Annotated in this window: 11 protein-coding genes; 6 read left to right on the top strand and 5 right to left on the bottom strand. The window is 44.2% G+C overall.

Annotation, left to right across the window (positions count from 1 at the left end; translation table 11 throughout):
* The gene (locus tag DYADSP32_RS00665; protein ID WP_149244499.1) at positions 1 to 990 is read right to left on the bottom strand and encodes a hypothetical protein; all 990 of its coding nucleotides are present in this window, start codon (positions 988 to 990) and stop codon (positions 1 to 3) included.
* A 229-nt stretch (positions 991 to 1219) separates the two neighbouring features.
* Here DYADSP32_RS00665 and DYADSP32_RS00660 point away from each other — a divergent pair, with 229 nt between their 5' ends.
* Entirely contained in the window at positions 1220 to 1585 is a 366-nt protein-coding gene (locus DYADSP32_RS00660) for a helix-turn-helix domain-containing protein (protein WP_149244500.1), read from the top strand.
* Positions 1586 to 1620: 35 nt separating this feature from the next.
* Here DYADSP32_RS00660 and DYADSP32_RS00655 read toward each other — a convergent pair whose 3' ends face one another.
* Entirely contained in the window at positions 1621 to 2391 is a 771-nt protein-coding gene (locus tag DYADSP32_RS00655) for a hypothetical protein (RefSeq protein WP_149244501.1), read from the bottom strand.
* 352 nt (positions 2392 to 2743) lie between these two features.
* Here DYADSP32_RS00655 and nuoB point away from each other — a divergent pair, with 352 nt between their 5' ends.
* The 4 genes from nuoB (at position 2744) to DYADSP32_RS00635 (ending at position 7681) form a co-directional block, all read left to right on the top strand.
* Complete coding sequence (nuoB, locus tag DYADSP32_RS00650; protein WP_149244502.1) at positions 2744 to 3271, top strand: NADH-quinone oxidoreductase subunit NuoB; 528 nt, start codon at positions 2744 to 2746, stop codon at positions 3269 to 3271.
* A gap of 134 nt (positions 3272 to 3405) precedes the next feature.
* Positions 3406 to 3933, top strand: a complete 528-nt coding sequence (locus tag DYADSP32_RS00645; protein ID WP_149244503.1) for an NADH-quinone oxidoreductase subunit C — start codon at positions 3406 to 3408, stop codon at positions 3931 to 3933.
* Between the two features lie 119 nt (positions 3934 to 4052).
* Positions 4053 to 5729, top strand: coding sequence for a hypothetical protein (locus DYADSP32_RS00640; protein WP_149244504.1), 1677 nt, complete (start codon positions 4053 to 4055; stop codon positions 5727 to 5729).
* A 107-nt stretch (positions 5730 to 5836) separates the two neighbouring features.
* Complete coding sequence (locus DYADSP32_RS00635; protein WP_149244505.1) at positions 5837 to 7681, top strand: hypothetical protein; 1845 nt, start codon at positions 5837 to 5839, stop codon at positions 7679 to 7681.
* A 14-nt stretch (positions 7682 to 7695) separates the two neighbouring features.
* Here DYADSP32_RS00635 and DYADSP32_RS00630 read toward each other — a convergent pair whose 3' ends face one another.
* Positions 7696 to 8112: a DUF2251 domain-containing protein gene (locus tag DYADSP32_RS00630; RefSeq protein WP_149244506.1), complete on the bottom strand. Its 417-nt coding sequence runs from the start codon at positions 8110 to 8112 to the stop codon at positions 7696 to 7698.
* A gap of 255 nt (positions 8113 to 8367) precedes the next feature.
* Between DYADSP32_RS00630 and carB the strand changes: the two genes are divergently transcribed.
* Positions 8368 to 11211 carry a carbamoyl-phosphate synthase large subunit gene (gene carB / locus DYADSP32_RS00625; protein WP_149244507.1) on the top strand — a complete coding sequence of 948 codons (2844 nt, stop codon included), beginning with the start codon at positions 8368 to 8370 and terminating at the stop codon, positions 11209 to 11211.
* 503 nt (positions 11212 to 11714) lie between these two features.
* Here carB and DYADSP32_RS00620 read toward each other — a convergent pair.
* A complete protein-coding gene (locus DYADSP32_RS00620; protein ID WP_149244508.1) occupies positions 11715 to 11954 on the bottom strand; it encodes a DUF4834 domain-containing protein in 240 nt (79 codons plus the stop codon).
* Positions 11955 to 12164: 210 nt separating this feature from the next.
* Positions 12165 to 13301, bottom strand: a complete 1137-nt coding sequence (gene bshA, locus DYADSP32_RS00615; protein WP_149244509.1) for an N-acetyl-alpha-D-glucosaminyl L-malate synthase BshA — start codon at positions 13299 to 13301, stop codon at positions 12165 to 12167.
* Positions 13302 to 13408: the final 107 nt, after the last annotated feature.

Here is a 13408-nt window from a genome sequence, read left to right as displayed (position 1 = left end):
CTATTTGACTCGTGCCAGCCTGAACTTTGTGCCCTGAGCACTATATCCACCCCAATTCCCCATAAATTGCGCCCCGAAAAAATACGGTGCTGCCGACTGCCCCATTTCGAAGTACATTCCCACAGCACCAATCTGAGAGCCCGTACCGGTACTACCTCCACCCACAACCTCAGTTGATTGTATCCAGTTGCCATTTGCGTTATCCTCATCATCGGTATAGAAAATCGACGAGGAGATTTCGTTGGCAGGTGTACCTAAAACACCGTACTGCATTCCCAGATCAGGAAACGCATTTGTGCTGTTGTAGTTGTTGAATACATACCAATAAGACATAAGATTTTGATTTGAGAAATAGTTGGGCGCACCATCACTGAATCCTGGCTCAAACTTCGACTGCCCACCTGTATCTTCGCAATCAATGAAAAGATTGGTTAGACTCTGTACATTATCCGGCTTGTTCCATCCTAATTTTAAAACTGAAAACGTCCCTCCAGAATTACTAAATAACCTGCCGTCCGCTTTGCAAAAATACATATGTGTGTTTTTGGCATTGCCCAACACCTGCCACGAACTATTCCAACTGCCTGATTCACTAGTCTTACTATTTCCATCATCGTTGTCCAAATATATTTTTACCAATTCTGAATTCAACGGACATCCTTGATTAGTTGGAATAACTCCCACATCATATCCACCTGAGATATCTCGAGCAGATTTATATCTGCTGTTGAATTTGATGTACTGCTCCTCCGATAATTTCATAGACTTCGCAATAGTATTGAAACTGGAACCTGTTTCAGCCTTATCATAGTTCTCGACGCTTTCAACCTTGTCGCCCCCCTCATAATAAGCTGTTTCAATCTTTTCCATTGCTTTACTGACAGATGCCACATCGGAATCTTCGGAGCCAAGGGGTTTATCGCACCCAAAGAAAATAGTGCACGAAAGTGCAATGCCCAGGATCGGCATTGACTGATAAATGTTTTTCATGATTAAAAATTCAGTTTGTTCCACCCTCCCGTTGTGCTTTGTGCCTAACCTCGAAGTGTGCTGCAAATGTGCCCCACAACCCCTTTTCTCGCCAAACAAAATACTTATAAAATCATAAGTAATACCGATAAAGTAATAAGCTTAACTTATTACTCCCGAATCCTTTTGTTTTTAAGTAAAAATTGTAAGATTTTGCAGCATCTTCATCGGCACACTATTGTCATATCATATGAAAGTAATTTCCCCATTTGCGAAAATTATTGGCAGCAATCTACTTAACAAACGCGAGGAGAAAAGATATACTCAGGCCTACATGGCTATTCTTTGCGAGATGTCGCAACCCAACTACTCCGATATTGAAAGAGGAAAAAGAGAACCCACCATATCCCAGTTAATAAAATTCGCGGAGATATTTGGCACTACCGTAGATGAACTGGTTCGTAGCCATGAAAATAAGGCAAGTGTTGCTATGGATCAACCCGAAGCCCATAAACTAACTCCCTCTGATACAGACACGTATATAGCCATATTAGAAAATCAGGTTCGAAATCTCTTACAAAAAGAGAAAGAACAAAAAAAAGCCCTCAGTCCGTAAACCAAGGGCTCTTACACAAGCTATTCATCCTGCACTCAACGCATCCCGCCCCACATTCCTGCTCTGTGTTTCATAGACGCTACAATACCAACACTTACATACAGTTGATTAGGCTTAAACGAGGTTAAATCATTGACCTGTACGTTGTCGCCCCGCCACTGTCCGCTCGTTGCTACCGGTAAATGATATGCGACACGGGTACTCAGGTAAAATGAATCATAATGTTTGGTAAACCAGCCTGTTTTGTAATCCAGACCTAGTCCTGCATTCACATTGATCGTTTTGGTATTGATCTTTACAGGCTGATAAGTACCCGGATTATTAATGAGCTTGTTCAGGCTTGCGGCTGGGTTACTTTTGATTAGCATACGGTAATACATCAGATCCACCCCGATCGGAATGTAAACATTCAGCTTGGGTGTATTCACTATTTTGGGACCACCGGTCAGCCCTATACCAGCTCCCCACAAATTGGCCCTTTTGAAATCCACCTTGTCTTCATCGTATTTTCCGGAGCCCGATAAAATGAGCCGATGCTCCATCATCCACTTGCTGGACTCCGCACGATGCGCCAGAACTATTGATGACATGAAAGAAGAGAATGGATCCACCGACTGTGTTTTCAGCTCCTTACGCATATCTGTCATGGTACTATTGGCCAGCACGCCAATCTCCGCATAAACGGCCATACCAGTAGTTACTTTCCTTTTTACCGGGTTTTTAACACTGGATGAATCAGTCTGGGCCAATGCGGCGCCCGCAAAAAAAACAGACGAGATGAGGACAGGAAAAAAATTTCTTTTCATAGGTACTGAATTTTAACTTTAAATTGGTAAAACTACTTCTTATTCCATTGGCCCATACACCTGACCATCTTCGCCACCATCCTCATTCTTAATTGCCCCCTTACGACCCCGGTTAATTCTTAATTCTTAATTGTCGCCAGCGGCCCCGGTTAATTCTTAATTTTCGTCTCATTCTTATCCACAGATTCAATTGTCCCTGTTTAAGTATACTTTTGCTCACGCTAAACTGTTGCACTTATAACGAAGAACACGGATAAAATTTTAAACGGATTGAATTATTATCATTCGTATCTTGTAAAACTAAGACTGGCACCATACAAAAATAGTGCCTGAATGACCTTTAGAAAACGCAATGAGTGAAAGAATAAAGACCGGAGATGGAGGTATTATCCTCACCAATGCAGAGGACCTGATGAACTGGGCACGGCTGTCGTCATTATGGCCCATGGGCTTTGGACTGGCCTGCTGTGCGATTGAAATGATGGCTGCCTATGCCTCCAACTATGACCTGGAACGCTTCGGCATATTTCCGCGCCCTTCCCCCCGGCAGTCCGATGTCATGATCGTGGCGGGAACGGTCACTTTCAAAATGGCCGACCGGATCCGGCGTTTATATGAACAAATGCCCGAACCCAGGTATGTCATTTCCATGGGCAGTTGCTCTAATTGTGGTGGACCTTATTGGGACCACGGTTACCACGTTGTGAAAGGCGTAGACCGGATTATACCCGTGGACGTGTATGTTCCCGGATGCCCGCCCCGCCCTGAAGCACTGATAGGCGGCTTTATGAAATTACAGGAGAAAATTCGAGGTGAACACCCGCTCGCACCAGAGTTGTTTTTAGAAATGGAAGAAAAATTTGAAAAAAGCAAAGTTTAAATCGGTGAGATACAAAAGTTAACTGGCAAAACGTCGGCAAAAAAATGGGCCAACACGCCCACTTTACATCCGCCCGGCGGCCCGGTCACATCTCACTTCTCACATCTCACTTCTCACATCTCACTTCTCCCAAAATGACCTTTCACGAAATTAAAACAGCCATACAGCTTCAATTTGGCGAGGCTCAGATCGATTCCATTGAGACAGGACCGCAGCCTATTATCGTAATTCCGGCAGATTTGCTTGCAGATATATGCCAGTTCCTGCACCAGGACGCTCGCTTCTACTTTGATTTCCTGGCCTGTATTACTGCCATTGATAATGGTCCCGGACTGGCCACGATGGAGCTGATATACAATCTTACCAGCCTGCCTTATCAGCACGATCTGACGCTCAAAATTGTGTTTCCCCGAAACACCGATGAGCAGCCATTACCTTCTGTGCCCACAGTAAGTCACATCTGGCGGACAGCGGATTGGCACGAGCGGGAAGCTTTTGATCTGCTGGGAATCAATTTCAAAGATCATCCGGATCTGAGAAGAATTTTATTGCCTGAAGATTGGGAAGGTCACCCGCTAAGGAAAGATTATGTGGCGCAGGAGCGTTATCATGGTATTCATGTAAAATACGAGAACGATATTCCCAACAATGACCGTTCCTGATATAAGGTCTCTGATTGAATATATCCATTGTATTTGTGAATGAAATGTTTGAACAAATTTGCTTGCTTGTGAAAGGGTAAGTATTTTTCGTGGTAGTTTTCTATTCAAAATGTAACAAAATGCGCTTTATAATCTGTTTACTTCTGGCTGTTACCCTGTCGTCGGTCTCCATCGCTGCTACGGATTCACTCATCATAAAAGGAAGAATTTTAAATTTGAGCGGGCGCTTGTATCGCCAGGCACCTACGATCACATTCTCCCGAAACAACATATTCCAGCCTCAATCGGAGCTAAGCAAGCAAGTTGGCCTGGAAGCCGATGGCAGTTTCAGAACTTCCCTTCCGCTCATCTACGGTCAAGAAGAGATCTATCTGGATTACAGCGGATTGGCATTTACCACCTTTCTTGGCTCACCTGGAACAGTTGAAATTACTTTTGACGGAGATTCTCTGAAAACTGCAAAAAGGCTCTTTTATTTCTCAGGCGTAAATGCCACGGCCAACAATCTGTATTACGATTATCTGAACAACGAAAACCTGCTGTTCAAAAACAACCCGGCCCTGGGTGCAAAATTTTATGACACCTTTTGGGAAAAAGACATATCCGGCGCGTTGAAAGCAACCAGAGCCCGATCGGACCTTCGTAAGGCTGCTCTTGCCACCACCTTGAGCAAAAACGTACCCGATGCCGCTATGGATTTCTGGATAAAGTCCCTCGCTGATGACGAAAACCTTCAAAATATGTTTGAATTTGCCCTCAACAACGAAATCCCCCTAGCCACCTTGATGGACAGCTTGGGCAGACTATCAAAATCGCCGTTAACGTCTCAAAGAGTCACCATGGCCAGCCGGTTCAGCACCTATGCCGAAAGAAAAGCGGACGAATTAAATTTCCAGAATCCTGCCAAAACGAGATCACTGCCTGCGAAACTGATGGCGACCCTTATTCTCAACAATGTCTCAAACATGTCCCCGGAAGACAGGGATCGCGTAATTCAGGTGAGGGAAAATGGTGTAGCGGCGAGAGGCGATCTGGACTTTTTGAGCAAAATGTATGCAAAAAACGAATTGACACTCAACCTGCTTTTTGATTACGAAAGGTCCGTGAGAACCTACAGCGAGATTTTCGAAAAAACGGCCGTCGATTTTCTAAGGGCGCATTATCTTGCCAAAAACTTCTATAAATTCAATGCAAAACAGGTTGTATTATTAAACAGCCATCTTCAGACACAGATAAACACACCTGAGTTTCGTGAATCACTCAACGAGCTCGTAAAGTTGGAAGTAAAAGACAGCGCCGAAGTAAATAAGCTGATTGCCTTTAAAGATATCGTCACAGCTCCCAGGGAAATCATGCCGGGATACTGGTTTTCGGCGTCCAATGACAACGGCGTCAGCTGGCTGAATGGGGTTCTGAACAAATATGTAGGTAAAACCATTTACCTGATAAAATGGAACATGGCCGATGAAAAGAGCCGGGATTTGCTCAATTACATCCCTACACTTCGTGCCCAGCTACCGGACAACGTAGAATTTTTATTTCTGCACTCAACTTTCTCCGATGAACTGGATGCATCCAAAGATCTCTGGAAAAAATATGTTTATCAGCATAGGCTTCAGGGGGTGCACATGATGCTCAATAGCAATCAGACTATGGATCTGCTCTTCAAGCTCAATCCAATGGATGCCGGAACATTTTCTATTATACGACCCAACGGTAAGTTTTTTGCAAAAAACGCTCCTTCGCCAGCAGATGGGCCTAAGGTTATTGAAGCTATATTGCAAGCAAACAGATAGTTGATCAGCGGTTGGCAGCTATTAACATTTATTATCTTAAGGCGATCTCATTGTATTTGACATTCGTACGTTTACATAACACTTAATATTTTGTGCCAATCGTACTCATGTACAAATTATTTTTCATTCTTCTGTTCATCGTCACTACGGCATCGGCACAGCGGCCCGATAGTCTTAGAAACGGCACGATCAACAGGGATAGCATTCGATATACGAATCTCAAAATTCGGATGTCCAAGACCAAACTTTCCCGGGCAGTTTACCGGCTTCTTTTTCGGGACGTTTACAATCAGGGTAAAGTTACGGAAGTTAAAGAAATCGAAACCAACCCATTTACACCTTACGAGGGAATGGTCATTCGGAAGATCATCGTCCGTCAGCTGGATATCTTAGGGGAATCGGTATACGATACAACGCGAAAAGGAAACCAGTTTGAGCGTTTTCTGAGCAAAAATCTGCATACCAACACCAGAGAACGCATCATCCGAAAGTCATTTTTGCTCTTTACAGAAGGCGACGAAATAAAGGCGCAGGTGTTCAAGGACAATGAACGTTTGCTACGGATCAACAAAACCATTGTGGATGCCCGTATTCTTGTAGTCCCACGAACGGACGTCACCTGGCAGGCCGATATCATTGTATTGGTCCAGGATTCATGGTCTTTAAACTTTTCTGGGGGCTTCAGTTCCTTCAACCGGTTTAATATCGGGCTTGAGAATGTTAACGTAAATGGAACCACTCACTCTCAGCTCACCCGGATACGCTGGGACAAAAACAACGCCCAAAAATTTCAGTTTCGAACTGTTTATACCATTCCCTATATTGGAAAAACATTCATTACCGGACAGGCCAGTTTTATTCTTGAACGGGATATCAAAGAGCAGTCTTTTCGCTTTTCCAGACCGTTTCTGACGACGGAAACCAAATACGCCGGATCGGCGGAAGCCGGACACACTAAATTGTGGCAGTACAAAAGATACATCGACAGTACCTATGCTCCATTGCCCAGCTTTGAAATTGAGTATAATTATTACGACATATGGCTCGGGCGTTCATTTAAGTTCCCTTTCAAAAACACGATCCTGAGTGAAAACTCTCGCCTGGTTACTGCTGTAAGATACAACCGCTACGATTTTAGGGACCGTCCGGTAGTAACGCCCGACTCCAACAAGATTTACTGGAACAAGAGCGCACTCATGGTTAGCCTGGGTTATTCCAATCGCAACTACAAACGGGACGTTTTGATTTATGGCTTTGGCCGTACCGAGGACGTTCCGGTGGGAAATCTGTTTGCGCTTACAATCGGTCAGGAACACACAGAATTTGGACAACGGGGTTATGCAGGATTGCGATATGCTGTCGGCAAATACCTGCCGCACAATCTGGGATACATGTACTTACTGATGAATGCCGGAAGTTATATCAAAAACAGACAGGCACAGCAAGGTGTGCTGAGTGGGCAGGCAAACTACATCAGCAATCTGATTCCTTTTCGGTATAGCTTTTTCAGGCAGTTTGTAACTTTCAAATACACCCACGGGATTCATCGGGATCCGGTAGACTATCTGAATATCAGCCGGGAACAGGGGATCCGGGGTATCACCAGTGATCAGTTGATTGGCACAAAACGATTCACCCTGGGAACAGAAACGGTTTTTTTCTCCGATAAAAGTTTACTGGGTTTCCGTATTGCCTATTTTGTATTTGCAGATCTTGGTTTGGTCAACAGCAACCCCAGATCCATCTGGTCCGGTCCGGTATTCCAGGGCTACGGATTTGGATTCCGGCTTCGGAATGAGAGCTTAACCTTCAATACCCTACAACTAAGATTGGGCTATTACCCCAACATCCCTGGCAATCAAGCCCCCTGGCGTGTTGCAGCAGAAGGGAATGTGCCCCTGCGATTAAGGGATTTCGATATTTCTGCCCCCTCAATCGTACCATTACAGTAACTGTTGTTCCCGTTTTAATTAAAAATAGACTGTATTAATCCATCGGTAAGTGTTCTCGACTGGTGCTGCTGCCACACACCTACATTTTCGGGAAAACCATTCCTGCAATAACCAAGACATTCTTCAAAGTCAAATATCGCATGGCAGTAATCATTGATTAACAAGGCAGCAATCGCCCCGTTTTCAGTCCACATGACGTTTAATCTGGACAACTCGTCCTTAAAGATGACATCTTTAACATTATATATATGAAGGGCATCGAGGATTACCCCTTCCACATCCACACGGAAGGCATAAAAATAGCCCGTCGCCAAATCGTCTTCAAAAGCGACGCCATAAGAGCTTCCATCCAGTATACTGGTAAAGTAGGTGTCCGACCCGATTCGGAATTTTTCATCAACATCGACCTGAAATTTGTGCTGGGCTGACATCAGTTTGGGTTTATACAATTAAATACATGCAGGTTTAGAACATCATCAACTTTGTTAAGAAGCGTCCGAACCATAAATATCACAATTTGAAGTTTAATACCCGACCATTTGACTTTTTTTAATCGTTTGGCATACTTTTTCCGATATGTGAATTAACTTTGTGGAATTTTTGGACGCCCCCCTGTTGAAATCACCTCAGGTGCCTTCGAAAGTTATTAAACGTTATTTCCCAATTTCTACAAATTACCATTTACTGTGCCCAAAAATCCGAATATCAAGTCCATTCTAATTATCGGTTCAGGTCCAATCATCATTGGTCAGGCGTGTGAGTTCGACTATGCCGGCTCTCAGGCTGCCCGTTCACTAAGGGAAGAAGGAATAGAAGTTGTCCTGATCAACTCTAATCCGGCAACCATTATGACCGACCCGATCAGTGCCGATCACGTATATCTCCTTCCTCTGGAGAAAAAGTACATTGTCGAAATTCTGGAAAAGCACAAAGCGCTGGGTAGGCCCATAGACGCCGTGCTGCCAACTATGGGTGGGCAAACCGCCCTTAACCTGGCAATTGATTGTGATAAAGCTGGAATTTGGAAAAAATATGATGTAGATATCATCGGTGTGGACATCAAAGCGATCGAAACAACCGAAGACCGTGAGAAGTTCAGGCTTAAAATGCTGGAGCTTAATGTGAATGTCTGCAAAGGACGCACGGCGAGATCATTTTTGGAAGGGAAGGAAATAGCCCAGGAAATTGGGTTCCCGCTGGTGATCCGGCCTTCATTCACCCTTGGAGGAACAGGTGGCGGCTTTGTAGAACGAGAAGAAGATTTCGATAAAGCACTCACCAATGGATTGCACGCCTCCCCTACCCATGAGGTACTGGTGGAGCAGAGTGTGACGGGCTGGAAGGAGTACGAGCTTGAGCTATTGCGTGATGGGAATGGCAACTTTATCATCATTTGTTCGATAGAAAATTTCGACCCGATGGGCGTGCATACCGGCGATAGTATTACCGTGGCGCCCGCCATGACTTTGCCCGATACACTTTATCAGCAAATGCGTGACCTGGCTATCAAAATGATGGACGGTATTGGAAAGTTTGCCGGCGGCTGCAACGTACAATTCTCTGTAAATCCTGCTGATGATCAAATCATTGCCATAGAAATTAACCCGCGGGTATCGAGGTCATCTGCCCTGGCTTCCAAGGCGACCGGTTACCCGATTGCCAAAATAGCTGCCAAAATGGCTATTGGATATAACCTGGATGAGCTCATCAACCCGATCACCGGCAGCACATCCGCCTTTTTTGAGCCATCGATAGACTATGTCATTGTAAAGGTGCCACGCTGGAACTTTGACAAGTTTAAAGGCGCTGATCGTTCGCTGGGCTTGCAAATGAAGTCGGTCGGTGAAGCCATGGGAATCGGTCGCAATTTCCAGGAGGCGTTACAGAAGGCGTGTCAGTCTCTGGAAATCCGCCGCAATGGACTCGGCGCCGACGGACGCGAGCTGCGCGATCAGGAAGCGATCAAATACAGCCTGCAACATCCAAGCTGGGATCGGTTGTTCCACATATACGATGCTTTTAAAATAGGACTTTCTTTTAAGACCATCCAAAGTCTTACCAAAATCGACGCATGGTTTCTACGTCAGATTGAAGAGCTGATTGAGCTGGAACACGAAATAGAAAAATTTGATCTGGAATCACTTCCGAAAGAGTTGCTTCTCACGGCAAAGCAAAAAGGATATGCCGATCGGCAGATTGCCCACTTGCTGAGCACCAAAGAAAGTAAAGTTTACGATAAGCGGAAAGATATGGGTATCAAACGTGTCTACAAATGTGTGGATACCTGCGCCGCTGAATTTGAAGCAAAGACACCGTATTACTACTCCACTTTCAACTCCTCGCAGGAAACACCTGACAACGAATCCATTGTAAGTGATAAAAAGAAGGTAATTGTTCTTGGCTCGGGCCCTAACCGCATCGGACAGGGTATTGAGTTTGATTACTCCTGTGTGCATGGTGTACTGGCGGCCAAAGAGGCTGGTTATGAAACCATCATGATCAACTGTAACCCGGAAACTGTTTCAACCGACCCCGACATAGCCGATAAGCTTTACTTTGAGCCGGTTTTCTGGGAGCATGTATTCGACATCATCGAACACGAGAAACCCGAAGGGGTGATTGTTCAGCTGGGAGGACAGACGGCCCTGAAAATGGCTGAAAAGTTGGACAAGTATGGAATCAAGATCATCGGTACCAGCTACCTTTCACTGGACTGGGCAGAAGATCGCGGGCGTTTCTCTTCGCTCCTTGAAGAGCTTGGCATTCCTTTCCCCCAATTTGGAACCGTACGTACCTCAGATGCTGCAGTAGAGCTATCACGTACGCTGGGCTTCCCGCTTCTTGTACGTCCGAGCTACGTGCTGGGCGGACAAAATATGAAAATCGTTATCAACGAAAAGGAACTGGAACAGCACGTTGTAAAAATCCTGCACGACATTCCAGACAATAATATCCTTCTGGATCATTTCCTGGAAGGGGCACTTGAAGCCGAAGCAGATGCAATCTGTGACGGTGAAGATGCTTACATCATCGGGGTAATGGAGCATATAGAACCCGCGGGTATTCACTCCGGTGACTCACATGCAGCCCTACCTCCATTCGACCTGACAGAGGATGAGATCCGGCAGATCGAGGAGCATACACGTAAGATTGCTTTGGCGATGAATGTGAAAGGACTGATCAATGTTCAATTTGCTGTAAAAAATGGCATAGTTTACGTGATCGAGGCCAATCCACGTGCATCAAGGACAGTTCCGTTTATTTGTAAGGCGTATCAGGAACCTTACGTCAATTATGCTACCAAACTAATGCTGGGTGTGAACAAGGTGAGTGACTTTGACTTCAAACCGGTGAAAAAGGGCTGGGCTATAAAAATACCGGTCTTCTCATTCAGCAAGTTTCCGAATGTGAATAAAGAGCTGGGCCCTGAAATGAAGTCCACTGGTGAAGCGATTTACTTTATTGATGATCTTCAGGACGACTTCTTTCAGAAAATTTATGGAGAGAGGAATTTGTATTTGAGTCGGTAGAAATTGAAACCTTCTGCAATTATTGGTAAAAAAGCCTGGCTATTCCTCTGCCAGGCTTTTTTTATTCTTAGAATAATTTCATTTTCACCTCTTTGGACCAGATAAATTAAAGATTATTTTACAACCATAAAACCCTCATACAGAATACGATAAAATCATAGAAACAATCAATTTCATATTTAGTGAACGAAAACAGACAGTTTAAACGTTATAAATCCAGTATTTGTCTGTGACCTTGTGGTAACTTATACGTCTGAACACCAATACTTAGTTTTTACTTTTCCTTTATTTTATGATTTCCCTTACTTTTCCATTCTTCATCGCATCAATACTTTTTCTTTGTGTACTTTTTTCTGAAGGTATTATCACGTTAAAAAAGAAAACCAACGGAAACAGATCCAGAGTAAAAAGCATCATTTAAGATAGATACACGAAAAAAAGCCGGATGTCGCATGACATCCGGCTTTTTTTCGTATTAGCCTCACATATAAACAAAGTGGCAGTTACTTCACATCTTCATAGTCAACGTACTCGCCACCCTTAAATTTACTTCCATTACCATCATTAGGAATATGGTCCACCCTGATCCCCGATTTGGCTTTTTGCTGCTGCGCCTGGTATTGTCGTTTTTGCTCCTTTACAATCTGCCTCCCAACCAATAAGTGAAAAACGAACCGTCTGAAAACCGGTACAAAAGCAATCAACATGATCAGTATAATCAGGCCGTTAAATAGGTATTTCATCTGTTTCTTTATTAAAGGTCACTGATGCCAAACAGACACCGGGTGCCTTGCATCATCAAATAGATTCATTTCTTAATGAACGCGAATTTTGCAAAAATAACACACGAATATACTAAAAACCTGACGAATGATTGATTCCTGCCTAAGAATGGATTAATTGTTTTACCAATGGCAAGGACGTTATTCTATTCTTAACCGAAAGGAACCTGATCAAATCGTAGCCTTACTATTCTCAATCACCTCCTCGTAATAAGCTTCGTAATGGGGCAGGATTTTGGCGACATCAAATTCCTTTGCCCGTGCAAGAGCATTTGCCTTAAATGTAGGCAGGTTCTCATCCTGTAAAATGTAATGAGCGTTTTTTACCATATCATCCACATCACCTACATCGCTCAAAAACCCTGTAACTCCGGGAATATTCAACTCCGGTAAACCACCAGCGTTAGAGGTAATCAGCGGGACCTCACAGGCCAACGCCTCCAAAGCAGCAAGGCCAAAGCTCTCGGATTCGGAAGGCATCAGGAATAAATCGGCGACAGAGAGCACTTCTTCAATGGCATCTAACTTCCCAAGAAAGCGCACGTCCGACAGCATATCCAGATCTTTACACAATCGCTCGATACGTACGCGATCAGGACCATCGCCCACGAGCAGCAGCTTGGAAGGAAGCAACATGCGCAACTGGTGGAAAATCATGATCACGTCATCGATGCGTTTCACTTTCCGGAAGTTGGAAGTATGTACGATGAGCTTTTCGTTGTTAGGACAAATGGCAAGCTTAAAATGCTCCTTCTTTTGTCTGTTGAACCGCTCCAGATCAATGAAATTGGGAATAACCTCTATGTCTTTTGTAATATTGAAATGGCTGTATGTATCCCGTTTCAGAGACTCCGATACCGCCGTAATGCCATCAGACTGATTGATGCTAAACGTTACAACCGGTTCATACGATTCATCCTTCCCCACCAACGTGATATCGGTTCCGTGCAAGGTGGTGATGACGGGAATGTGAATGCCCTTTTGAGCCAGAATTTGCTTGGCAAGATAGGCCGATGACGCATGAGGGATGGCGTAATGCACATGAAGCAGATCCAGTTTTGCGCTTTGCACCACTTGTACCATGTGACTCGACAAAGCCGACTCATAAGGCGCATATTGAAACAGGGGGTACGCTGGTATGTTTACTTCGTGATAATACAGATTCTCATTAAAAAAATCGAGTCGTTGTGGTTGTGAGTAGGTAATAAAATGAATCTGGTGGCCCGATTTTGCCAGCGCCTTACCAAGTTCCGTAGCTACCACACCACTTCCCCCGAAGGTTGGGTAACATACAATTCCAATTTTCATATCAATCGCTTTCTTAAATTCTGGTGATAGTTCGATCATTAGCGGCTAATATTCCTAAAATGTAGCCCGGCTTTTATGACTAACACAAAATGCATTTTTTTTATCCC

It is taken from the genome of Dyadobacter sp. 32, assembly GCF_902506755.1.
Lineage (GTDB): Bacteria > Bacteroidota > Bacteroidia > Cytophagales > Spirosomataceae > Dyadobacter.
Note: the sequence above shows the minus strand (reverse complement) of the source record. Positions and strands in the feature narration are given on the sequence as shown.

Bases quoted from the DNA above. Each gene is read 5' to 3' on its own strand.
- DYADSP32_RS00665 (WP_149244499.1), bottom strand. From the start codon at position 990: ATGAAAAACATTTATCAGTCAATGCCGATCCTGGGCATTGCACTTTCG.
- DYADSP32_RS00660 (WP_149244500.1), top strand. From the start codon at position 1,220: ATGAAAGTAATTTCCCCATTTGCGAAAATTATTGGCAGCAATCTACTT.
- DYADSP32_RS00655 (WP_149244501.1), bottom strand. From the start codon at position 2,391: ATGAAAAGAAATTTTTTTCCTGTCCTCATCTCGTCTGTTTTTTTTGCG.
- nuoB (WP_149244502.1), top strand. From the start codon at position 2,744: ATGAGTGAAAGAATAAAGACCGGAGATGGAGGTATTATCCTCACCAAT.
- DYADSP32_RS00645 (WP_149244503.1), top strand. From the start codon at position 3,406: ATGACCTTTCACGAAATTAAAACAGCCATACAGCTTCAATTTGGCGAG.
- DYADSP32_RS00640 (WP_149244504.1), top strand. From the start codon at position 4,053: ATGCGCTTTATAATCTGTTTACTTCTGGCTGTTACCCTGTCGTCGGTC.
- DYADSP32_RS00635 (WP_149244505.1), top strand. From the start codon at position 5,837: ATGTACAAATTATTTTTCATTCTTCTGTTCATCGTCACTACGGCATCG.
- DYADSP32_RS00630 (WP_149244506.1), bottom strand. From the start codon at position 8,112: ATGTCAGCCCAGCACAAATTTCAGGTCGATGTTGATGAAAAATTCCGA.
- DYADSP32_RS00620 (WP_149244508.1), bottom strand. From the start codon at position 11,954: ATGAAATACCTATTTAACGGCCTGATTATACTGATCATGTTGATTGCT.
- bshA (WP_149244509.1), bottom strand. From the start codon at position 13,301: ATGAAAATTGGAATTGTATGTTACCCAACCTTCGGGGGAAGTGGTGTG.